General features: G+C 34.9%; 18 protein-coding genes and 1 pseudogene. 14 read left to right on the forward strand and 5 right to left on the reverse strand.

From position 1 onward, the window contains the following. Positions 1-10: 10 nt before the first annotated feature. From J3D55_RS06520 to J3D55_RS06550, 7 genes are all read left to right on the forward strand, one after another. Positions 11-1,594: a DUF4270 family protein gene (locus J3D55_RS06520; protein ID WP_259129375.1), complete on the forward strand. Its 1,584-nt coding sequence runs from the start codon at positions 11-13 to the stop codon at positions 1,592-1,594. Between the two features lie 26 nt (positions 1,595-1,620). Beyond that, positions 1,621-3,474: a glutamine--fructose-6-phosphate transaminase (isomerizing) gene (gene glmS, locus J3D55_RS06525; protein ID WP_259129376.1), complete on the forward strand. Its 1,854-nt coding sequence runs from the start codon at positions 1,621-1,623 to the stop codon at positions 3,472-3,474. Between the two features lie 108 nt (positions 3,475-3,582). Beyond that, entirely contained in the window at positions 3,583-5,001 is a 1,419-nt protein-coding gene (porK, locus tag J3D55_RS06530; protein ID WP_259129377.1) for a T9SS ring complex lipoprotein PorK/GldK, read from the forward strand. 58 nt (positions 5,002-5,059) lie between these two features. Continuing rightward, on the forward strand, positions 5,060-5,752 hold the full coding sequence (porL, locus tag J3D55_RS06535; RefSeq protein WP_259129378.1) for a type IX secretion system motor protein PorL/GldL: 693 nt from the start codon (positions 5,060-5,062) through the stop codon (positions 5,750-5,752). 53 nt (positions 5,753-5,805) lie between these two features. Continuing rightward, the gene (porM, locus tag J3D55_RS06540) at positions 5,806-7,398 is read left to right on the forward strand and encodes a type IX secretion system motor protein PorM/GldM (protein WP_259129379.1); all 1,593 of its coding nucleotides are present in this window, start codon (positions 5,806-5,808) and stop codon (positions 7,396-7,398) included. Between the two features lie 9 nt (positions 7,399-7,407). Next, entirely contained in the window at positions 7,408-8,346 is a 939-nt protein-coding gene (porN, locus tag J3D55_RS06545; RefSeq protein ID WP_259129380.1) for a type IX secretion system ring subunit PorN/GldN, read from the forward strand. Between the two features lie 55 nt (positions 8,347-8,401). After that, a complete protein-coding gene (locus J3D55_RS06550) occupies positions 8,402-9,445 on the forward strand; it encodes an NAD(P)/FAD-dependent oxidoreductase (RefSeq protein ID WP_259129381.1) in 1,044 nt (347 codons plus the stop codon). Positions 9,446-10,026: 581 nt separating this feature from the next. On the opposite strand, the gene J3D55_RS06555 is transcribed toward J3D55_RS06550, so the two are convergent. Next, positions 10,027-11,451: a transcriptional regulator gene (locus J3D55_RS06555; RefSeq protein ID WP_259129382.1), complete on the reverse strand. Its 1,425-nt coding sequence runs from the start codon at positions 11,449-11,451 to the stop codon at positions 10,027-10,029. 341 nt (positions 11,452-11,792) lie between these two features. On the opposite strand from J3D55_RS06555, the gene J3D55_RS06560 reads away from it, so the two are divergent. The 3 genes from J3D55_RS06560 (at position 11,793) to J3D55_RS06570 (ending at position 13,442) form a co-directional block, all read left to right on the forward strand. Beyond that, a complete protein-coding gene (locus tag J3D55_RS06560; RefSeq protein WP_259129383.1) occupies positions 11,793-11,939 on the forward strand; it encodes a PQ-loop repeat-containing protein in 147 nt (48 codons plus the stop codon). A gap of 404 nt (positions 11,940-12,343) precedes the next feature. Beyond that, positions 12,344-12,802, forward strand: coding sequence for a phage tail-like protein (locus tag J3D55_RS06565; protein ID WP_259129384.1), 459 nt, complete (start codon positions 12,344-12,346; stop codon positions 12,800-12,802). Continuing rightward, positions 12,786-13,442, forward strand: coding sequence for a hypothetical protein (locus J3D55_RS06570; protein WP_259129385.1), 657 nt, complete (start codon positions 12,786-12,788; stop codon positions 13,440-13,442). The genes J3D55_RS06565 and J3D55_RS06570 overlap by 17 nt, the downstream gene beginning before the upstream one ends. A gap of 98 nt (positions 13,443-13,540) precedes the next feature. On the opposite strand, the gene J3D55_RS06575 is transcribed toward J3D55_RS06570, so the two are convergent. From J3D55_RS06575 to J3D55_RS06590, 4 genes are all read right to left on the reverse strand, one after another. Further along, positions 13,541-13,984 (reverse strand): META domain-containing protein, encoded by a 444-nt coding sequence (locus J3D55_RS06575; protein WP_259129386.1) that lies wholly within the window; start codon positions 13,982-13,984, stop codon positions 13,541-13,543. A gap of 43 nt (positions 13,985-14,027) precedes the next feature. Then, positions 14,028-14,429, reverse strand: coding sequence for a hypothetical protein (locus J3D55_RS06580; protein ID WP_259129387.1), 402 nt, complete (start codon positions 14,427-14,429; stop codon positions 14,028-14,030). Positions 14,430-14,790: 361 nt separating this feature from the next. Next, the gene (locus J3D55_RS06585; protein WP_259129389.1) at positions 14,791-15,804 is read right to left on the reverse strand and encodes a phage tail-like protein; all 1,014 of its coding nucleotides are present in this window, start codon (positions 15,802-15,804) and stop codon (positions 14,791-14,793) included. A gap of 854 nt (positions 15,805-16,658) precedes the next feature. Beyond that, positions 16,659-17,660 carry a phage tail-like protein gene (locus tag J3D55_RS06590; protein ID WP_259129390.1) on the reverse strand — a complete coding sequence of 334 codons (1,002 nt, stop codon included), beginning with the start codon at positions 17,658-17,660 and terminating at the stop codon, positions 16,659-16,661. A gap of 431 nt (positions 17,661-18,091) precedes the next feature. Between J3D55_RS06590 and J3D55_RS06595 the strand changes: the two genes are divergently transcribed. The 4 genes and pseudogenes from J3D55_RS06595 (at position 18,092) to J3D55_RS06610 (ending at position 24,358) form a co-directional block, all read left to right on the forward strand. After that, a complete protein-coding gene (locus J3D55_RS06595; RefSeq protein ID WP_259129391.1) occupies positions 18,092-18,484 on the forward strand; it encodes a hypothetical protein in 393 nt (130 codons plus the stop codon). A gap of 143 nt (positions 18,485-18,627) precedes the next feature. Further along, complete coding sequence (locus J3D55_RS06600) at positions 18,628-19,710, forward strand: efflux RND transporter periplasmic adaptor subunit (RefSeq protein WP_259129392.1); 1,083 nt, start codon at positions 18,628-18,630, stop codon at positions 19,708-19,710. A 23-nt stretch (positions 19,711-19,733) separates the two neighbouring features. Next, positions 19,734-22,928, forward strand: a complete 3,195-nt coding sequence (locus tag J3D55_RS06605) for an efflux RND transporter permease subunit (protein ID WP_259129393.1) — start codon at positions 19,734-19,736, stop codon at positions 22,926-22,928. Continuing rightward, positions 22,915-24,358 (forward strand): annotated as a pseudogene (locus J3D55_RS06610) (TolC family protein). Before J3D55_RS06605 ends, J3D55_RS06610 begins: the two are co-directional and overlap by 14 nt. The last annotated feature ends 5 nt before the right edge of the window (positions 24,359-24,363 follow it).

Genomic DNA, 24,363 nt, shown 5'->3' on the forward strand with positions numbered 1-24,363 from the left:
CACGTTTTTAATGATTCATACTATTAAAAAAGCGATCACCGTTTTATCTTTGGTGATTTTTGGAAGTGCATTACTTTATAATTGTGAGCCGGATGCAGATACGCTTGGTGAACAGTTATTTTTAGACGGAGCAGCACAGGGAAATGAGGTATCTTTTGATGTTACTGCCTATAATATTAATAATAACGATAGTATTCGTAGTGATGCAAGTAAATTAACTTATGGTGTGCTTGGTGCTTTTGATGAAGATCAGTTCGGTATGCAGAAGGCATCTTATCTTACACAATTAAGATTATCAACTTATGATCCTGATTTTGGAGCGAATGCTGTTGTAGACTCTGTTGTATTGGTTATGAAACCAACTTATGCTTCTGATTCTATTACTACTAATACTGTAGATGATAATTTTACATATACAACAGATGCCGATGGAACTGTAAATGCTAAAAAAGTAGTGAATACTTATCCGGTTTTAAAATTTGGTAAGGCAAAAAGGACATTTCATATAACAGTTAATGAAGTTAATGATTTCTTAAAAGGACCTTCAGACAGTGTGAAGTCTAATCAGGTATTTCCTCCAGGTGCTGTTTTAGGATCAAAAGAATTTAAAGGTAGCATTAGTTCTGTAGCAATTACAAAAGATGATGGTGGAGCTGCACTATTCACAACTACTGCTCCGGGAATTAGAATTCCGTTAGATAAAACTTTTTTCCAGAATAAAATTATAGCAAAGAAAGATCAGCCTGAGCTTCAGGATGCTTCTAACTTTATCAGATATTTTAAAGGACTTAAAATTTCTGTTGACGAAAGTGACGGATATTTGTTCCAGTTCTCTCCAAACGACATGGAGCTTATTATGTATTATAAATATGATAAGACAGATGTAACACCGGCAACAAAACCTCAAACAACGTATACATTTGCTTTAGGTTCTGCAAATACACATATTGGTCAATACCAATATGCCAGAGCGGGGTCTGCATTAGGAAGTGCTACAATTGGAGATAAGACAAATGGAGATAAGAAATTATTTACACAAGGAATGGGAGGACCTTCTATTGGGATAAAAATTCCTCAAGCTACAATCGATGAACTTAAAAAACGTTATGCAGATAATAAAGCTGCGATCATCACCGCTAAAATTAGAATTTACACAGATCCTTCTTGGAAGAATGGATATGCTAAACCTACAGCATTTACTTTCTTACAAAAATATATAGATCATAAACCTAACCCAGCAAAAACATTAATGGGCTTTACAGCAGATGTATTAAACTTAGCCGGAGCAAATGGGTATACTATTTATAAATCTTATGATTTAGATAAAGATGCTGCCCACTACGATTTTGTTGTTACACAATCTATAAAAAAACTTATAGAACCGCTAACTGCAAATTCTGTTTATGATGATAAAAAAGAGTTATTATATTTCAGAATTGACATGGGTTCTTTCCAAACTAATACTGACGGAACAGGATTAGCTGGATATAAATTTACATCTACTCCTTATAACACGAGTAGAGCCGTATTTGTAGGAACAGAAGCAGGTAATGTAAACAGAGTACAGCTTAAAGTAATCTACGGTACAAAATAAAAACTTAAAAAACACTTGATAAAGATATGTGCGGAATTGTAGGATATACAGGTTTTCAAGACGCTTACGATATAGTAATCAATGGTCTTAGAAGACTGGAATATAGAGGATATGACAGTGCCGGAATTGTTCTGGAAGATGGAAACAACAAACTTGAAGTTGAGAAAACGAAAGGTAAGGTTGAAGATCTTGTTAATATTTCTCGTCAATTAAAAGGAAAGGCAAAAATCGGGATGGGACACACACGGTGGGCAACTCACGGTGTGCCTAGTGATAGAAATTCTCACCCGCATTTGTCTAATAATAATAAGATTGCAATTATTCATAATGGTATTATTGAGAATTATGATACGATTAAAAAAATGCTTTCTGAAAAAGGATTTACATTTAAATCTGAGACAGATACTGAAGTTTTAGTGAATCTAATTCAGTATTTTATGGATCTGAAGGCTGAAACGGATTTCCCCACGGCTGTAAGATACGCTCTGAATGAAGTTTATGGTGCTTACGCTATTACTGTAATGCATGAGGATCACCCTGGAGTATTAGTGGTGGCAAGATTAGGTTCTCCTTTAGCAATCGGTATTGGTGATAAAGAATATTTCATCGCATCTGATGCTTCTCCTTTTGTTGAATTTACAAAAGAGGCGATTTATTTGGAAGAAGGTCACATGGCTACTATTTCATTGGAAAATGGAGTAGACATCAGAACAATTAATGATAATTCGAAAATTGAACCTGAAATTCAGGAACTTAAGTTGAGTTTGGAGCAGATTGAAAAAGGAGGCTACGAACATTTTATGCTTAAAGAAATTTTTGAACAGCCAAAATCTATTCATGATACAATGAGAGGAAGACTTATTGTTGATGAAGGAGTTATCAAAATGGCTGGGATTTGGGATCACATTGAAAAATTCAAAAATGCCAACAGAATCATCATTATCGCTTGCGGAACTTCTTGGCATGCAGGGTTGATCGGTGAATATCTTATTGAAGAATATGCAAGAATTCCTGTTGAGGTAGAATATGCATCAGAATTTAGATATAGAAATCCTATTATTACAGATAAAGATGTCGTTATTGCTATTTCTCAATCTGGAGAAACTGCCGATACAATGGCTGCTCTGAAGCTTGCAAAAGAAAAAGGTGCATTTATATATGGTATATGTAATGTTGTAGATTCTTCTATCGCAAGAATTACGGATGCAGGTTCATATACTCACGCAGGTCCTGAAATTGGCGTGGCTTCTACAAAAGCTTTCACGGCACAGCTTACAATTCTTACCTTAATTGCCTTTAAACTAGGTAAACATAACGGTAATTTAGGAAATGCTGAATTTATGAGCTTAATTTCGGAACTAGACGCTATTCCTAAAAGAATAGAAGAAGTTCTGAATTCTACGCACGAATTGGTACAAAATATCGCAAAAGATTTTGTAACTACGACAAATTTCCTATATTTAGGGAGAGGATATAATTATCCTGCAGCACTTGAGGGTGCATTGAAATTGAAAGAAATCTCTTATATTCATGCTGAAGGATATCCGGCTGCTGAAATGAAGCACGGACCTATTGCATTAATTGATGAAAACATGCCTATTGTTATCATTGCTCCAAGAAAAGGACATTATGATAAGATTGTTAGCAACGTTCAGGAAATTAAAGCAAGAAGAGGGAAAATTATTGCTGTTGTAAATAAAGGAGATACACAAGTAAGTGAGATGGCAGATTATGTTATCGAAATTCCGGAAACATCAGAGTGTTTCTCGCCGATCGTGGCATCAGTACCTTTACAGCTATTAGCTTACTATATTGCTGTATACAGAGGTGCTAATGTAGATCAGCCGAGGAACTTGGCGAAATCTGTAACTGTCGAATAAAAAATACTTGTAAATAAAATAAATTTAGATTTCTTTCGTTATTTCAAAAAAAATCTTAAAAGTTTCTTAAAAAAATTATATATTTACGGCTTAATTATAAAAATTAACATGAAAAGGATATTTCTTTTATTATTGTCTGCGTCAGTAGCGTCGGTATCTTGTTCAGGTGGTGGTACTTCTTCTGTGGGGAAACCAGGAACAAAAGGAGAGTTGATACCAAGAGAAAAAACAAAATCATTTGTTGCGGAAAGACCATACGGCATGGTTGCAATTCCTGCAGGATCTTTTGTGGCTGGTCTTACCGATCAGGATTTCACAAACAGTCCTGAGAAAGCACAAGCAAAAACTGTTACTGTTTCTTCTTTCTTCATTGATGAAGCAGAAACTACTAATGCAGAATACAGGGTATTTATCAATTACGTAAGAGATTCTATTGCTAGAACTTTACTTGCTGAAGCTGCCGGAGAAGGTGGTGACGGTAAAGGAAAGGGTACAGCAATCGGAGATTATACATACCTTGCCCAAAAAGAAGAAAATTTAACACCATATCAAGAGTACTTGGAAGGACAAGGTGGCGGAGATGAAGCTACTTTCGATCCAACTAAAAAAATTGATTGGAAAGTTCCATTGCATTGGAATACATCTAAATATCCTGACGTAGAATACGCAGAGGTTTTAGAATCAATGTATTTACCTGCTTCTTCTAGAATTGGTAATGAAAGAATCCTGGATGTTAGTAAACTTAAATACACATACAGATGGGGAGATATGGATGCTGCTGTAGCTGAAAAAGAAAGAGGTGTAAACTACCTTAGAAGCGAAAGTATTGCCATTTATCCTGATACAACTGTTTGGGTAAAAGATTTCCACTTTGCTTACAACGAACCATTGTTCGAACAATATTTCTGGCACAAAGCTTACAAAGATTATCCTGTTGTTGGGGTAACTTGGGATCAGGCAAGAGCTTACTGTAACTTCAGATCAAAATTGAAGTCAGATTACAACGAAAGTTTAAAAAGAAGAAAACAAAGACCATTGCAGTTCAGACTTCCTACAGAAGTTGAATGGGAATATGCTGCAAGAGGTGGAATGCAAAACGCTACTTATCCTTGGGGAGGTCCTTATTTAATGGATGACAGAGGTTGCTACTTAGCAAACTTCAAACCGAAGAGAGGTAACTATATGGAAGACGATAAGAAAGGTACTTATACATATACAGCTCCAGTAAAGAAATTTAAGAAAAATGGTTATGGGTTATTTGATATGGCTGGAAACGTTTCTGAATGGACATTATCTGCTTATAACAACTCTTCATACGGGTTCTCATCTACTTTAAATCCTTCTACTAAAGATATAGCCGATACAAAAAGATCTGTAAGAGGTGGTTCTTGGAAAGATGTAGGATATATGTTGATGACGGGTGCAAGAGATTGGGAAAGAAAAGATTCAGCGAGAAGCTATATCGGATTTAGAACCGTACAGGATATTCCTGAAGCTGCTGTTAAGCCAAGAAAAGTTAACAGATAATTATAAAACCATTATTTTCAATAACAATTTTATTTAACATTAAAAAAAACTAACTTATATGTTTAAGACTAAAGATGCTTGGATGAATTTCTTCTATTCATTCGGTGCTGCAATTGTAATTCTTGGAGCTTGGCTTAAAATTACTCACATTACTTTGGGACCAATTAACGGTAACATCGCTCTTACAGTGGGACTTATCACGGAAGCTATCATCTTCATTATCTTCGCTTTCGACCCGCCAAAATCTGAAGAGTCTTACGCTTGGGAAAATGTTTATCCTGAATTATTAGATAAGCATGCAAACCCAAATCCATTACACTCAAATGCATCTAAAAACAATGCTGCTGCTCAGTTTGCAGAATTAGAAAATTCTCTTTCTACTAAACTAGACAAAATGCTTCAAGATGCTAAACTTGATGTTCAATTATTCGAAAGATTAAGAACAGGTATCGATAAATTCTCTAATTCAGTAGACCAGATCAACCAAACTGTTGACGTATCGGCTTCTACTCATAAATATAATGAGCAATTAAACAAAGCTGCTCAACATATGGAAAGTATGAATGCATTATATAATATGCAGTTGGAGAACGGTAAAAAGCAATCAGAATATGCTAACAAGTATGTTGCTGATATGCAGAAATCTGCTGAGCATTCAGAAAAATTCAACCAGGAGTTACAAGGTTTAACTTCAAACTTAAATAACTTAAACAGAGTTTACGGAGGTATGTTGACTGCTATGAAGTCTTAATTCCTACACCATTTCTAAATTTAACTACTTAATCAAAAAACAAAGAAAAGAGAATGGCAGCAGGAAAACAGACACCTCGTCAGAAGATGATCAACCTAATGTATTTGGTGTTCATCGCTATGATGGCCCTAAATATTGATGCAGAAATCATCAGGTCATATTATGACTCAACAATCTCATTAAAAGAAACTCGATTTTTAACAGAAAGAAGAAACGAGGATATTTTTGAGAAAACTTTAGAAGCTAAAGCTCAGCAAGTGCCTGATACTTACTCACAACCGTGGGCTCAATATCAAGTATTAAAGCAAAAAATTAATGATTTGGTTTCTCATGCCCAAAAAATTAAAGATGGGTTGAAAAAAGAATCTGAATTTGTTGAGATAGACCCAGTAACAAAAAAACTTGTTGATGTTAGTGAGAATTTCTCAGCATTAAACAACAATGAGGCTACAACAAAATATTTCTTTAAAGAAGGAGAAGAAAATACGCCGTCAAAAGGTGCGTTGGATTTGAAAGCGAAAATGGATGATGTAAGAAATTATATCAATACAACTTTTGGTAATAATCCTCAGTTAAAATCTTTGGTAGACAGAGCAAACAAATCTTTGATTGCTGAATATGCTAAAGGTCAGTCTCCGAATAATAAAACTTGGTTTCAAAACAAGTTTTATCATCAGCCGTTAATTGCAGCAATTTCTAATATAGAAATTATTCAGAATGATGCAAGAAACGTACAATCTGATGCCTTGGCTTTAATGCTACAGGAAAAAGTAGATGCGAGTATCAAATTCTCAAGCTATGAAGCGATTGTTTCAGCGCCTGTGGATGTTGTTACTGGTAAACCTGCTGAAGCAGTTGTGATGTTAGGAAATTATTCTAACAGTAACAAAATTGTGATGTCAGGAGTGAACAGACAAGAAAACGGAAAAGGGTATGCAGCACTTAATACAAGTGGAATTGGAGAACATACTTTAAGTGGTAATATTGCTTTGGCAGATGCAACAGGTAAAGTTACAAACTATCCGTTCACACATACATATAATGTTATCGCAGGTCCTCTAGAAGTTAAACTTCAAAAAGGATTATTACTTTCTGCTGATAAAATGAATGTAATGTACAGAGGTCTTGATAATCCTGTTACTGGTTCAATCTTAGGTGCTGATAATGCAAAACTTTCATTATCTGCTCCAGGTGCGACTGTTAAGAGTACAGGACCAGGTAAATGGGATGTAAAACCTGGTTCAGGAAGTATATTAAAAATTACTTTATCTGGAACAGATCCTTATGGTAAATCACTTACTCAGGTATTTGAGTACAGAATTAAAAATGTACCACCTCCACAAGGACAGATCAGAGGTAAAAACATGTTGACATTACCAGTAGGTTCGGTAGAGAATCAAAATCTACAGGCTGTAATTCCTGACTTCGACTTCCCGGTATCGTTTAACGTAACTTCGTTCATGGTAAGAATACCTGGTAGAGCTTCAATGCAGATTCAAGGAAGTAGTTTACAAGGTGCGGCTGGTATGTTTAGAAGTTTAAGACCTGGTGATCCTGTTTATATCTTTGATATTAAAGCATCTGCTGTAGGATTAGGAACTATGCAGGTTCCGAATATTTCACCTGTATTAATTAATACTCAATAATAAAGAATTATGAAAAAATATATTAGCAGTTTTTTAGTATTAGTTTCGGGGTTCGTGTTTTCCCAAACTATCCTGAATGCTTCTTCTCCGGAAGACTTCAGAAAAATGAGAGCTGAGAACAAAATGAAAGTAGGAGATACGATTATCGACAAGAAAGTTAAGCCTTTGGAATACGGATTTGTTGATGATAAAGATATCCTTAAAAGCATGTTTGTTTGGGAAGTTATCGATATGAATGATAAGATCAATCAGCCATTCTATTATAACAATCCTGATGGTTTATTAGCTACAGAAACCAAATCTCTATACAAATTACTATTGGATGGGGCGTTCAATGGAGATATCAAAGAAGTTTATGACGATGAAAATTTCGTTCAAAGACTTACTCCTGAGCAGATCAAAGCAAGATTAGTTGACGTAAGAGTTGATGACGAAGCGATCAATATTTTGAACAGCGGTCGTCAATTAACTGAGCAAGAGAAAAAAGAGCTTACTGACGTTTATGAAACTACAACTGAGAAAGTTAAAGTTTTAAAAGTTTTCGGTATGTGGTTTATCGATAAAAGAGACGGACAATTGAAGTACAGACCGTTAGGAATTGCTGCAATGGGTCCAGATCCAAAATTGATTGGTAGATTAGGTCCTGATAATCTACCTATACCTGGAGCTAATGATTTAATTGATCTTTTCTGGGTGTATTATCCAAATGCGAGAGATGTTTTAGCGAATAACTACGTATACAATAGAAAAAATACATCTGCAGATTTATCTTTTGATGATTTGATCAACGCTAGAAGATTCTCTTCTGTAATCTTTAAATCTTCAACAGGTTTAGGAGACGGTGTTATCAAAGACTATATTCCAAGAGATTCTGAAGATCAGATTGATGAGAGCGACAGAATTAAGGCGCAAATCCTTCAAATGGAAAATGATATGTGGAATTACTAAGATTTGACTTGATAATTATAGAAAACCTGAGTATTTTTACTCAGGTTTTTTTATTATGGAAAATGTAGATTATATAATTGTAGGAGATGGATATGCAGGGCTTTTTTTCGCGCATCAGTTAATCAGAAACAACAAGTCTTTTGTGATGTTTTCGGAGGGCAGGAAGAGTGCTTCTCAGGTTTCAGCAGGAATTATTAACCCTGTTGTGCTTAAAAAATTTACCACCTTCTGGAAAGCTCAGGAACAAATAGATTTCTTAAAAAGTTCATTAAAGGAGATTGAAGAATATACCGGTAAAAATTATTTAATAGAATCTAGTATTCATAGAATCTTTCATGATGAAAATGAACAGAAGCTTTGGCTTAAAAAATCCGAAAATGATGATCTTGCTGGTTTTTTAGATAAAAAATTCGATCATTTAGAGGTAGTAAAAAACGATTTTCTGTCAGGAAAGGTTAATCAATCTGCAAGACTTGACGTAAATGGATTTTTCACAGGTTTATTTGTTTTTTTGGAAAATAAAGGTCATTTGATTAAAGATAAATTTGATTATTCTCAATTGAATACTTCCGATTCTGTTTATAAAGATTTTAAATTTAAAAATATCTTATTTTGTGAAGGAATGAGAGTAAAGGAAAACCCTTATTTTTCAGATATTCCTGTCATTCCAAATAAAGGGCATCATATGAAAGTAAAACTTTCTAAGCCCATCCCGGAAAATATTACGATTAAAAAGAAACATTTTCTATTTCCCGTTCAAGATGAGCTGTATTTTTATGGCGGAACGTATGACAGGGAACAACTGCATCATCATATTGACGATTCTGCGGTAGAACAGCTAACAAAAGGGTTATCAGAATTTTATCCTTATAATTTTGAAATAAATGAGGTCAATTTTGGTTTTAGACCTACAGTGAAAGATAGAAGACCAATTATCGGGAGACATTCTGAGCATAAAAACTTATATGTTTTCAATGGCTTAGGAGCAAGAGGGATTCTTAACGGATGTTATTTTTCTAAAAATTTGTATGAATTTATAGAGCAGAATATTCCTTTGCATGAAGAGATTTCTTTAGAGAGATTTAATAAAGTAAAATAATTGACAAAAAAATAAAATCGTTTCAATGGAAACGATTTTTATTTTTCTTCAAAATTTGTGTTTTGTTTCAAAAAGCAGGAAGCAAGTATTGAATAGGATTGAATGAATTCCAGATACTTGCTTTCCTACCAACCAATTTATTATGAATATTACGTGTACTCCAAAATTTAAAACTAGAATACAAATTCCCGAAAATCAGGATAGGATGAGCTTCTGGCTTCGGAAATTTGTAATAACTAGTGACTATTTTCTTACCTCCAAAATAAAATTTTAGGTTGGTAAGAAAACCCCTTACTGAATTTAAAAACTAAAAAAAATTAAAGAGTGGACATTTGGAGATCCACTCTTTAGAAGTTTATTTTAGGAACATCATTTGTGTTTTTAATGTTAACTTCTAACTTTTAATTTCTGGTCAAATTTAGATCAATTTTCAAATAAGAATACTACTGCAATAGTACTTGAAATAATTAATTAATTGAATTTCAGATTACTGTAGGCTGAATTGAAGTATGATTGATGTAGGTGAAAAATTAAATTATTTCTCCAAGTAGTAAAATTTTATAAAATGTAAGGCTACTATTTTATAATTCCATCATCCATTTATTAAGATCTACATCAGAAGGCAGGTTTAGTTTTTTTCTAAGTCTGTACTTTCTGGATTCAATAGTACGTATGGAAATGTTTTTATACTGAGCAATAGTTTTTGTGGAAAGATTAAGCTTCAGAAAAGCAGAGAATTTAATATCATTTGCTGAAAGTTGAGGGTGTTTTTCGGTTAGTGTTTCGTAAAATTCAGGATAGATTTCCTTGAAACGGGTTAGGAAAAACGGATCATTGGTCATTGCCAGTTTTGAAAGCTCATCAAAGCCTGTCGTGTTTAATCTTTGCTTTAGCTCCTGTGTTTCGGATAATTTTTCATCAATTATTTCGTCTTTCAGTTTTTGTTTTTTCTGATAAGCCTTAATGAGCAGAAATAAAGCAATCCCTGCAGCCGCAACAATGATTGTAATGATAATGTAATATTTTGTTCTTTCCTTCTGTTCTTTTTGATTCTCTTTTTTAATGATTTTTTTTACAGGAATATCAAGCGCTTTTCTTTCATCCTTTTCAATACTGTCGCTTAAATTGGAATATTTTTCTAGATATTCATTCTTTTTTTCAATATTATTAAGCTGCTTGTAAGTGATGGAAATTATTTTATAAGCATTTTTAATATCTTTAATTCTGCTCAGTTGTTTCGAAATAGCTAAAGATTGAAGATAATATTCTAAGGCTCTATCGTAATTTTTCTTCTGGCTATGAAGCTTTCCGAAGGTAAGTAAAGTCATAGATTTTTGATAAAGATTATAATCTCCTGTGAGTAGCATTGCTTTGTTAAGATAATGTTCTGTAGAGTGTAATTGTTTGTTTTTCAGATGTTTTTCTGCGATATGAACGTATGTTAAAGGCTGTGGATCCATTTCCAAAAGCTTTTTTTGGATTACAGTAATGGAATCCGGGAGATGATCTTCTTCGAAATTCTCAAGTTTCCAGGTGTAATAAAAATAAAGGAGTTTTTCTCTTTTTTTCTTATCAGGTATTTGTTTTGCAAAATAAATCGAAATATTTAAGTTGGAATTTGATTGCTCAAGAAATCCCAAAGAAGAATAGTTTCTACCATATTCACCATAAAGTTTTGCATGCAACTCTATATTTTTCACCGTTTTGAGTTTATTTTCTGCTTTTTCCAGATATTCCAGACTTTCTTTATGCTTATGAATATACCAGAGCAAATCGCTCATATTGATGTACGCTGAGATGAGGCCAATTGTATTCTTTTGTTTCTCAAACTTTTGAATTGCGTTTTTATTCAATGCAATACTTTCATTGATGTTTCCGCCCATTCTTAAACTATCGGTCAGATAATCAAGTTCGTCAAAATTATAAGAAGACTGTGCGCTGAAGAGTGTTGCAAAAAGTAGAAATATCGAATAGGATATTTTTTTTAGAAAATAACTTAAAAGCATAATTTGTGGTTTTGTAATACAAAATTAGGTTTTATAAAATGGTGTTATGTAACATATAGAAAATAATTAATATTATTATTTATTCTGAATATAAATAATTTTTTAGTAATATATTGTTTTTACTGAAAAATAATATATAAATAATTTTGTTTATTTCTATTAAATAATAAATATATTTTCTAATATCTCATGAAAATTCTTATCTTCATAGGGATTAGAATACAATACGATGAATGAAAATATTCTGGGTATTATTGCCGGTATTTTAACTTCGGCAGCGATGGTTTCCGCAACTCATAAAAGTTTTAAAAGAAAAAAATGCAGACGACATTTCCTGGGTAATGTTGCTCGTGCTGATTTCCGGACTTTCTTTGTGGGTTTGGTATGGTTTCTTACAAGACGAATTACCCATTATTCTTTCAAATTCTTTTTCAGTAATTCTTAATATTACCCTTTTAATTTGCTGTGTTATTTATAAAAAATCTTAGCAAATATAGTCTTGATATTATCTTTTTTCCAGTATTAAAATTATTTTTTAGACGTGAAATAATAAATAACTCTAAAAAACACATCTTTTTCAAAATCCTTTTTTATACTTCAAACGTACTTTAAATTTAATTTTAATTAATTGATTTTAAATTACTTATTTTTTTGGGTGAAATTGCAGTACTCTTTTTTCTATTGTTTAATTCTACATTTGTACCAAGTTCAAAGAATAATTTAATTCTGATAAAGCATTCAAAATACAATGTTTCAATTTTAAAGAATACAGAATTTTTTCAAGACAACTTACGTAAAATTCTATACTTAATTAATATTCTAAATTGTATGAAAATTAAACAATTGTTTAGTGATTAACAAGATGGATAATATTAATAAAAACACTTAAAAAATGAAAAACAAAATTACTTTGGCTTGTACCGCTCTGCTATTTGCGGGTTTTACTCAGGCACAAGTGGGTGTTAATACCCTAAATCCAGCTTCAACTTTTGATATTGTTGCTAAAAATGCAACAGGAACTTCTACACTTCCCGAAGGGCTTCTTGTTCCGAGAATTGACAGAGCGCGAGCAGGAGCAATGGATAATATTGCTATATCTACTTTAATCTATGTCAATAACAGCGTAACAGGTACACAAACCGGTAAAGCATTGAATATCAATTCGACTGGATATTATTATTTTAATGGAAATAGTTGGATCAAGTTAAATGCAAATATCTATAACGCAGACGGAGTACTTACTGGAAACCGTACTGTAAAGCAGTATACCAATACTTTAGCCTTCACAGGTTCGGCTGTTAACGCATTTTCTGTAGACGGAAACTACTCTTTCTGTGGATGCAGCCCATAACAGAGTGGGTGTAGGAATGACAAACCCACAAGCCAATTTTCATGTAAAAGGGACGAGAAGATTTGAAAATGCTACTGCCGGTTCCGTTACGGTAGGATCTGTATTATCTGCAACAGACACCAATGGAACGGCAGAATGGAAGACGCCTGCTACAGAAACAATTGTAGGAGCTTTAACGGGTAATGGAATTGATATTCCTTTTGTTACTAGCCTAGATTATAAATATACAGGACGATCTATTGTATTGCCTCCGGGGAAATGGGCGGTTACCATTACTCAGCTTACCAGAACGGAAGGAACCTTAGGTAATAGTGATTGGTTGTTTGTAAGAAGTACCTTTAGCGATCAGAATATTGCTGTGGGAGAGGTGGGTACAATGTCTTCTGATCTTAACCTTAACATAGGACCTACTCTAATGAGTTTTAGGGTAAAAGGTTTTAGTGATGGTAGTCCTCAACAGTTTGATGTATTTCAAGGCACAATTATTATTAATAACACTTCCGGTGGAAATAAAACATACAGATATATGGCAGGAAATACAGTAATAGGTCAAGGAAATCCTAATCCAATAAATGCTACCATTAAAAACTTTGGTGGCGCTTGGGCAGAAACTAACATTTATGCCACTGCAATTAAATAAACATAACTGTTCTCTCAATTAACAACAAGGTAAAGATGAAAAAAATGAGGTGTCTGTATAACTATACAGGCACCTCTATGGTAATGTGTTTTATTTAGTTATTGTAAAACAAATTTTGCCAGAGGAGCCATTCTTGCTTTATTCAGCGTTAATGTATTTCCGTTTACAGAATAGTTGTCTGCAGCCAACAATGCTTGCGTAAAAGCATGCTCTGTTTCAAGATCTTCACAGGCGATCATGGTAGACATTCCCTGATTAAATTTTATACGCATTACATCTTGCTTGATTTCAAAAGTTCCGCTAACACCGTTGCACCCTCCATGTCCTTCATATCTCATATCAGACATATTGAGCTTAAAATAGGGGTTAGATTTTGGGTTTTTCAGTTGGATAGGCTGCCCGTTTATTTCCGTTAACTTCCAGGTTTTTCCCGTGATATCGGTAGTTTTTTCAGATGGAGTAGAAGCTGTTGGCTTACTCATGCATGAAGCAATGCAAATTATCAGCAATAATGAGCAAAAATAGATGAATGATTTTTTCATAGGTTTTCCATTTTAAGTGTACCGTTTATAAATAATCTAAGGATTAATAAGAAGCCATTTTCGTATTTGAAGTAGCAGATTTATTTTTTTTATGATGAAACAACACCATATTATAATCCTTTTTCAGGAAATTAACCTCACCTCGGATATCCGAATATTGATAATCTGCGTCACTTGCGGTATATTCCGGTAATTCTTCATTTTTTTTCAGCTCATAAGATTTCCCGTCCAAATGTACAATTACCGTATTTTGAGTTTCATTAATCGCCACTTCCAGTTGATCTCCATATTCGTCTTTATAGACATCTTTAGTAATTTTATCAATATCTTGAATTTCAGGTACATTTTGCAGGTCGATTTCTTCTTCTTTTGCCTGATGTTTACATGCTGTTATGGTAAGCGCAAATACAGCGGTAATGGTGAAAATTTGTAATAACTTTTTCATAATAATAAGTGAGTTGTGAGTATTTCATTGATTTGTAAGTGTTAATTTTCTATAAATTTACAAATTATAATAAAGATAATGTGTTAATTTTGTATAAATTAATTGAATATTTTTATATTTAGTATATTATGCTTGAAATTATTTTGTACAAAACTAGCATTAGATAGTCATTGATAGCTAAGTTTGGTCGAAACATGTAATTATTTTCATTTTTCACCAAAACTTAATGAAAATTTGTTTTAAACTATTAAATCCTGTTGTAGCATCTATTTTTAGTTACTAAATAACGATTTTTATACAATAAAAAGAGACTGTTTTCTAAAGCAGTCTCTTTTAAAATCAATATTTTTTTTCTAAAATTTTAAGGCGCCGTAATCTGGTCGATCGTGAAAAATGCCTTTGTAGAAGAACATGTTCCACTTGGGCAAGTTGTTGCGTTTCCTGCACTACCGGGAGTTGATGAGCCCATCATGTAGTATAATTTATAAAACGTCATATCTGCTCCGTTGTTGGTCGTCCAGGAATATAAACGTTGTTCCGGCATACCTCCTGCATATGTTTCAGGATCTCCCCAGGACGGATTGGTCGAAGCTGTTTGTATTCTTAGCCCTGTTGTAGCATCAATTAAAGCAGAGTCTGAAGTGGCATTATCTCCAGCCCATGCTCCGGGAGGTAGTCTCAATTGGTTTTGCTGATATCCACCGGCTCCATTCCAAAGATAATGACCATTAGAGATGATGTCCACAGTTCCTGTACTATTATTTCGGATCTGTAAGTTGACCTGTGAAAAGTTATTACCTGTTGGGATAAAAGTTCTTACCGAGAATTTTTTGTCTGGCGTAGTGATGGAGGGTGCATATCCGTTTTTTCCGTTTTCTGTTGTAGATACCAAAGGTCCCATTACGGCAATAGTTTCCACATTTGCAAGGTTGTTTCCTCCCCCACTATTACCTCCTGATGAGGTAGAGAATATTCTCCATTCTACTCCGTTCCAGAAATAATATCCTGCGCTTAAAGTAGGTCCTGTATTATAAATTAACAGCCCTGTTGCGTTAGGGGATGTATTTAGCTTCATAGTAGAAGATGTAAGGCTTATTCTTGGTGCCAAAATACCCTTGTCAGACGATGTTAAGTCTAAAATAGCGGATGGATGGGGAGTTGTCGTGCCTATACCTACCGATCCTGTTGAAGTAACAGCAAAATCATTGGCTTGTTGAGTAGCGGTAGGTGTTCCTGTTGCTGGGTTATCCTTTGCATTGTCGATATGAAAGGCAGTTTGGGGATTGCTGGTATTAATACCGATCTGAGCAAATGATAAAGTTGATGCAAAGAAAATCCCTGTTAGAAAAAGTTTGTTGTACATGATTGTTTTCATTATTTGTTAATGTAAAAACACTTTTATCGTGATGTTAGATAAAAGGTAATAAACGGTTGAAAGTTGTTATCTCTATACCTACCGATGCAATGTAAATAACATAAAAATCATGGTTTGTTGAGTAACATAAAGTGCTTTTGTTGCTGGATTGTGCTTTGCGCGACTAGTGTGAAAGGTGTGTTGGAATCTGTGTATTAATATTTGTCTGAGCAAAAAATAGAGCTAATGCAAAGAAAATCCTCTATTAGAAAGTTTGTTGTTTGTGCTTAATTTCATTATTTGTTAATTTCTTTTTAATTTAAAAATACCCTTGTCGGTGATGTTACATCTAGATATAGAATGAGTCATAATTTTTATCTCTATACCTACCAATACAACTTAAATAACAGCTAAAAATTGACTTGTTTAACAATATTAAGGCGTTCTTCTTGTTGAATTGTAGCTTACGCAGCTGGTGTGAAAGATGTTTTTGGGATTTGTAGATTGATATCAATCTAAGTAAGCTGTCAAATCCTTTGTTAGAAAGGGTTTGTAATTGATATTTAATTCATTATGTGGTTTTCTTTTTTTATAAATTAAAACTAAGTTTTTACTTGAACTTAGTTTTTGCAAATATATGAAGAAATCTGATATGATTGATAATATTTATAAAGAATATTTATTTGTGATCGGATAACCTTAAAGATACCCTTATAAATACTAGTGTTTTAACGAAAATTGGTTGAATATAGAGGCGATTATTCTTTTTTTCATAAAGCCTAAATTTTAAATAAATAAAGACGAATCTCCTTACAATAAAAGAGACAGCTTTCTAAAGCAGTCTCTTGTAAAGTCAAAAAATGTGTTTCTAGAATCTATGGCGCTGTAATCTGATCTACAGTAAAAAATGCTTTTGTAGTGGAACATGTTCCGCCTGGACATGTTGTGGTATTTCCTAAACTCGCTGGTGTTGATGAACCCATCATAAAATACATTTTATAAAAAGATTTGTCGGCTCCGTCATTTGTTGTCCATGAGTAAATTCTTTGCTCAGGCATCCCACCTGCATAAACTCCTGGATCTCCCCAATACGGATTGGTACTTGCTGTTTGTATATTCGCTCCTGTTGTAGCATTAATTAAAGATGCACTCGAAACAGCATTATCTCCTGCCCAAGCTGCAATTGGTAATCTTAGCTGATTTTGCATGTAACCTCCGGCTCCTCCCCATAAATAATGTCCGTTTGAAATAACGTCAACAGTAGCTGTACTGTTATTTCTGATTTGTAAATTTACATCTGCAAACGCACTTCCTGTAGGGATAAAACAGCGTATAGAAAATTTCCCGTCGGGTGTTGTTATAGAAATAGCATATCCCGCTCTTCCGTTTTCTGTGGTAGCTACTAAAGGTCCCATTACCGCAATACTCTCAATATTTGCAAGGTTTGTGTTCTGTACACTACTGGAACCGGAAGCTGTATTGAAAACTCTCCATTCGAGGCCATTCCAGAAATAATATCCTAAACTCAGCGTGGGTCCTGTATTGTAGATTAATAATCCTGTTGCATTTGGAGATGCGCTCAGTTGCATTGTGGTCGAAGTAAGACTTATTCTTGGTCCCAGAATACCCTTATTGCTTGAAGTGATATCCAATACGGCAGATGCATTAGGAGTTGTAGTTCCTATACCGACAGATCCTGCTGGAGTAACAGCGAAATCATTGGCTTGTTGAATGGTTGTAGGAGTTCCTGTTGTCGGGTTATCTTTTGCCCCGTCTATGTGGAAAGTGGCTTGAGGATTAGGTGTGTTTATACCTACCTGAGCAAATGCTAGAGTTGAGGCAAAGAGAATCCCTGCCAGAGAAAGTTTTTTGTTCATGTTTATTTTGTTATTTGGCTGTTGATTTAGTTTTTTAAAAATTAATTTGGTTGAAATTAAATTTTCAATGAAATTAATTGTAGTAAATGTAATCATTATTATGATATTATTGTTAATAATTTAAAAATATTTAATTTTATTTTTAATATTTGTAATAAAAATATCTTATTTATGATGAGTTAACTTTTAATGCGAGATTTTAAAAATTTTCTTCTTAAAAAAACTTAGTTTAAATAAAAATATAAAATCTTTTTGGTATTTGTAATTATTTGTTAATTAGTAAGATAAATTATTTTTCATCTGTGTTAAATGGTGAAATATTACTATTTTCAGCTTATTTAAAGGAGCGTTAAATATTGTTAATATATGTCATTAATCATACAATTGTTTTGAAATGTATTCAAACTAAGACCTACATTTGCAGCAACAAAATGAGAACGTATATCACCTATTTTTTGACATCCCTTTTTCTGCTTTTCGTAGTGGAAAGTAAGATCAATGTCAAAACGTTGAAAAATGATTACAACAGTCATACGTCTCAGAATTTACCCAAAAAAGCAAACCGCTTAAATCAAACCTACGAAAAACTGACGATTCAGCAGGCTCCGGATGATTCTGGAAATGCCTTTTCTTTTGAACTCGCAGAAGACGATTTTCAGTTTTCGGATACCTTGCAGGAAATTGTTTTCTTTGCTAGTGTTTTCACTTTGGTGTATGTTTTTGGTTTAAAAAGCTTCAAAAGACTAAAGCCAACTATTCACGGCTTTTTATCAGAATTTTCTTCCGTAAAAAGATTCATTCTGATTCGTTCTATCAGAATTTAAAATTTCATTTTCCGATTTATTTTCTGCTGATCCGTTCGGCGGGAAATATCATGCGTTGTGTTTGTTGGTAATCATCACATCGCCCGTTTTCTCATTACCATTTTCATATTAAAACATTAACGATTTATATAAACTCCAGAATTATGATCAAGAGAGTTGTCGCAAGCATTGCGCTAAGCAGTCTTTTATTGTTCAGTTGTAACAAGAAAAAAGAAGAAAAAGAAGAAGTATCAGTCTATCCGGTAACAACTCCGGTGGTGATGGATACCGTGATTGACAAAGAATTTGTAGCTCAGATCCGGTCTGTAAAGAACATTGAGGTTCGTGCACAGGAAAAAGGTTTCCTTGAGAAGATTTATGTAGATGAAGGGCAGTACGTTCACCAAGGACAGGTATTGTTCCAGATCATGCCTAAACTGTATCAGGCAGAATTATTGAAAGCTCAGGCAGAAGTAGCACAGGCTACGATCGAGCTGAAAAACGCAAGTACGTTAGCAAACAACAACATTGTTTCTAAAAACGAAAGATCAATGGCAAAAGCTAAATTGGATGCAGCCAATGCAGAAGCAAACCTGGCTCAGACGCATTTGTCATTTACAAACATTAAAGCTCCTTTTTCCGGAATTATCGACAGGCTGCCTTTGAAATTAGGAAGTTTGGTAGATGAAGGAGATTTGTTAACCTCTTTATCGGATAACAATGATATTTACACGTACTTCAACGTTTCAGAACCTGAATATCTGAATTATCAAATGCATACAGCCGACAGAGGAAGCAATCAAGTGGCATTGGTAATGGCAAATGGAGATGTTTTCCCTCAAAAAGGTGAAGTTCAAACCATTGAAGGACAGTTTGATAATGAAACAGGAAATATCGCTTTCAGAGCAAAATTCCCGAATCCTAATAAATTATTGAGAAACGGAGAAACAGGAAAAGTAAGAATGACTTTACCGCTGAAAAATGCCATGATTATTCCTCAAAAAGCAACGTATGAAATCCAAGATCAGAAATATGTTTTCGTAGTTGGAAAAGACGGCGTGGCGAGATCTAAAAATATTAAAGTAGCTTATGAGCTTCCGGATGTTTACGTAGTAAGTTCAGGGCTTTCAAAAGGCGATCAGATATTACTGGAAGGGGTTCAGAAAGTGAAAGACGATCAGAAAGTTCAGACGAAAGCGCAAGATCCGAAAAAAGTTCTTCAATCATTGAAATTAAAAGCAGAGTAGGACTCTATAAATGAAGCAGTATTATGTTTAAGAAATTCATTCGCAGACCTGTTCTGTCTATCGTAATCTCATTGATTATTGTATTTATGGGAGTGCTTTCTCTGGTAAAATTACCGATTACGCAGTTCCCTTCGATTTCACCGCCAAAAGTAAACATCACCGCAGAATATCCGGGAGCCAACAACGAATTGTTGATTAAATCCGTGGTTATTCCGTTGGAAAGAGGTTTAAATGGAGTACCGGGAATGAAATATATGACTTCCGATGCCGGAAACGACGGGGAAGCTTCTATTCAGGTGGTTTTCGACTTAGGAACCGACCCGAATGTAGCAGCCGTAAACGTTCAAAACCGTGTTTCTTCGGTAGTAAATAAACTTCCGCCGTTGGTAGTTCGTGAAGGGGTAAAAATCACTCGTGAAGAACCTAACATGTTGATGTATATTAACTTGTATAGTGATGATCCTAAAGCCGACCAAAAATTCCTTTTCAACTATGCAGATATCAATGTGATGTCCGAATTGAGAAGGGTAAGTGGGGTTGGTTTCGCAGATATCTTGGGAACAAGAGAATATGCAATGCGTGTTTGGCTTAAACCTGACAGATTAACGGCTTACAGTATTTCAGCAGATGAAGTAATGGAAGCGTTAAACGAGCAGAGTTTGGAAGCATCTCCTGGTAAAACTGGGGAAAGTTCCGGGAAAAGATCGCAGTCATTTGAATATATTTTAAAATATCCGGGTCGTTATAATAATGAAAAGGATTACGGAAATATTATCCTTAAAGCTAAAACAGACGGTGAATTTGTAAGGTTAAAAGATGTTGCAGATATAGAATTCGGTTCTTCCATGTATGATATTTATTCTACATTAAACGGAAAACCTTCTGCAGCGATCACTGTAAAACAGTCTTACGGTTCCAATGCAAGTGACGTTATCAAAAATGTAAAAACGTTGATGGCAGAACTGCAGAAAACCAGCTTCCCGAAAGGAATGCATTACGACATCAGTTATGACGTTTCAAGATTCTTGGATGCATCGATTGAGAAAGTTATCCATACCTTATTTGAGGCCTTTATTTTGGTGGCAATTGTGGTATTCCTTTTCTTGGGAGACTGGCGTTCAACGCTGATTCCGGCGATTGCAGTTCCGGTTTCATTGATCGGTACTTTTGCGATCATGTCGGCTTTCGGAATTACATTAAACATGATTTCACTTTTTGCCTTGGTAATGGCAATCGGGGTCGTCGTCGATGATGCGATTGTAGTAATTGAAGCCGTTCACGCCAAGATGGAAGAAAAACATTTATCTCCGTTAAAGGCAACAGAAGAAGCAATGCACGAGATCAGTGGAGCGATTATCGCGATTACTTTGGTAATGGCATCCGTATTCATTCCGATTGCATTTATGTCCGGTCCGGTTGGGGTATTTTACCGTCAGTTCTCAATTACAATGGCTTCTGCAATTATCCTTTCGGGGGTTGTAGCCTTGACATTGACTCCAGCTTTATGTGCTTTAATTTTAAAGAACAATCACGGAAAAGCGAAGAAGAGAACTCCGATCACTATTTTCTTAGATAAATTCAACAATTTATTTACGAAAGGAGCAGGGAAATATGAGAAAATGTTGCATAAAACAGTTAAAAAGAAAACATTCACACTTCCGTTATTATTAGCGTTTTGTGCTTGTACATTCTTCTTGAGTAACTCGCTTCCTTCAGGATTTATTCCGGCGGAAGATCAGGGGATGATTTATGCGATTATTCAGACACCTCCGGGTTCTACACTGGAAAGAACGAATCAGATTGCTAAAGAATTATTGCGAGAATCTGAAGGTATTGATGGGGTACAATCTGTTTCTTCATTGGCTGGTTACGAAATTTTGACCGAAGGTACAGGTTCCAACTCAGGTACGTGTTTGATTAACCTTAAAAGTTGGGATGAACGTAAAGAATCTGCCGCGGAAATTATTGAAAAACTTGAAGAAAAAGCCAAAAATATTCCGGGTGCGAATATAGAATTCTTCCAGCCGCCTTCAATTCCGGGTTATGGTGCAGCCGGAGGTTTCGAACTTCGTTTACTGGATAAAGCTGGAAGTGGTGATTACCAGAAAATGGAGAAAGTAAGTAATGACTTTGTGAGCGAATTGAAAAAACGTCCTGAATTGGGTTCTGCATTTACCTTCTATTCGGCGAGTTTCCCACAATATATGCTGAAGATTGATAATGATCTTGCCGAGCAAAAAGGGGTTACCATCGAAAAAGCAATGGATAATTTATCCACGTTGATTGGTTCGAATTATGAAACAAGTTTCATCCGTTTCGACAGACCTTATAAAGTGATTGTTCAGGCAGGACCTCAATATCGAGCGTTACCGACGGATTTATTGAAGTTATATGTTAAAAATGATAAAGATCAGATGGTTCCGTACTCAGATTTTATGCATTTGGAAAAAGTTTATGGTTTATCAGAGATCACGAGACATAATATGTATAATTCTGCCGAGGTAAGTGGAACTCCTGCACCGGGTTATAGCTCCGGACAGGCGATTGCAGCGATTCAGGAAGTTGCGGATAAAACGCTTCCGAGAGGTTTCGGTATCGACTGGGCGGGTATTTCCAAAGATGAGGTAAGCCGTGGAAATGAAGCCATATTTATCTTCTTAGTGTGTTTGGGATTTGTTTATCTAATTCTTGCGGCACAGTATGAAAGTTTCATTCTTCCGTTACCGGTAATTTTATCGTTGCCGACGGGTATTTTCGGAGCATTCTTATGCTTAAAGTTATTAGGATTAGAAAACAACATTTATGCGCAGGTTGCGATGGTCATGTTGATTGGTTTATTAGGTAAAAACGCCGTATTGATTGTCGAGTTTGCCGTACAGAAGAAGGCTGAAGAAGGTATTCCGGTGGCGCAGGCTGCCATTGAAGGAGCTGCGATCCGTTTCCGTCCGATTTTGATGACCTCATTTGCATTCATTGCAGGTTTGATTCCTTTGGTGATGGCGACAGGACCGGGAGCGGTTGGTAACCGAACCATTGGTACAGCTGCAGCGGGAGGTATGTTGATCGGAACTATTTTCGGATTAATGATTATCCCAGGATTGTACTACATCTTCGGAACGATCGCTGAAAAGTCGAAACTGGCGAAATATGAAGAAGAAAATCCTTTAACAGAACAAACAGAACCTTATCAACACGATGATAAACATGAAGACTTATAATAAATATATAGCAGCCATTGCCTTATCGCTTGTTTTAGCAAGCTGTAAGGCGCCGATGGCGACCGTCATAAAAGATGAGGTGAAAGAAAATGTACCTCAAAACTTTAATCAGGAAGAACAGGGAGACGCAAATAATAACAGCGGAACAACTCCTTGGAGACAGTTTTTCACAGATCCGAACTTGGTTTCTTTAATTGAAACAGCTTTAAAGAACAATCAGGAACTGATGATCACTTTGCAGGAAATCGAGATTGCAAAAAGTGGTGTTTTAGCGAAAAAAGGAAGATTAACGCCGACTGTTACTGCAGGAATCGGAGCCGGAGCAACAAAAGCAGGTCGCTACACAAGCGAAGGAGCAGGTGATGCAAGTACGGAAATAGAACCCGGTAAAGAAGTACCCGATATTCTTGGGAATTTCGAAGGCGGTTTAATGGCAAACTGGGAAGTCGATATCTGGAAAAAGCTGAGAACAGAGAAAGAATCTGCAGTTGCACATTATCTTTCAACGGTTGAAGGGAAGAATTTTGTTCTTTCAAATTTAATTGAAGAAGTTGCGGATAATTATTATGAATTGCTGGCTTTGGATAATCAGTTGGATATTATTCAGCAGTATACAAAACTTCAGGAGAAAGCGTTGGAAATATCAAAAATTCAGAAAGAAGCTGCGGCTGCAACTGAATTGGCGGTGAAAAAGTTTGAAGCAGAATTAGCAAAATCAAAAGCATCAGCATATACAATCCGTCAGGAAATCACCGAAAAAGAGAATCAGATTAATGCTCTTTGTGGTCGTTATCCGCAGACGATTGTAAGATCTAAAGATGATTTTATGACAACCATTCCGCAAACAGTTTATACAGGAATTCCGTCACAGTTATTGGCGAAACCGTCCTGATATCAAACAAGCAGAATTAGAATTAAAATCAACAAAACTAGACGTAGAAGCAGCAAGAAAAGAGTTTTATCCTTCACTGGAAATTTCTGCAACATTAGGATTGGAAGCTTTTAAACCTTCTTATCTTGTGAAATTGCCGGAATCTATTGCGACAAGTTTAGTGGGAGAATTGGCTGGTCCGCTTATTAATAAAAGTGCGATAAAAGCGAATTTTCAAACGGCAGATGCAAGACAGATTCAGTCTTTGTATGAATATGACAAAACGATTCTTAATGCGTATTTAGACGTTGCCAATTTAATGTCTAAAGTGAAAAACATAGATCAGTATTATCAACTGAAGTCTGAGGAAACAAAGGCTTTGGAACAATCTATCGATATTGCTAATCAGTTATTTAGAAATTCAAGAGCAGATTATCTGGAAGTTCTTCTGAACCAGAGAGATGCTTTGGATGCGAAAATGGAACTGGTTGAAGCAAAACAAAAACAGCTGAGTACAGTTGTTGATATTTATAAGAGCTTAGGCGGAGGCTGGAAGTGATTGTA

The sequence above is a fragment of the Chryseobacterium ginsenosidimutans genome (assembly GCF_024807225.1).
Classification (GTDB): Bacteria; Bacteroidota; Bacteroidia; order Flavobacteriales; family Weeksellaceae; genus Chryseobacterium; species Chryseobacterium ginsenosidimutans.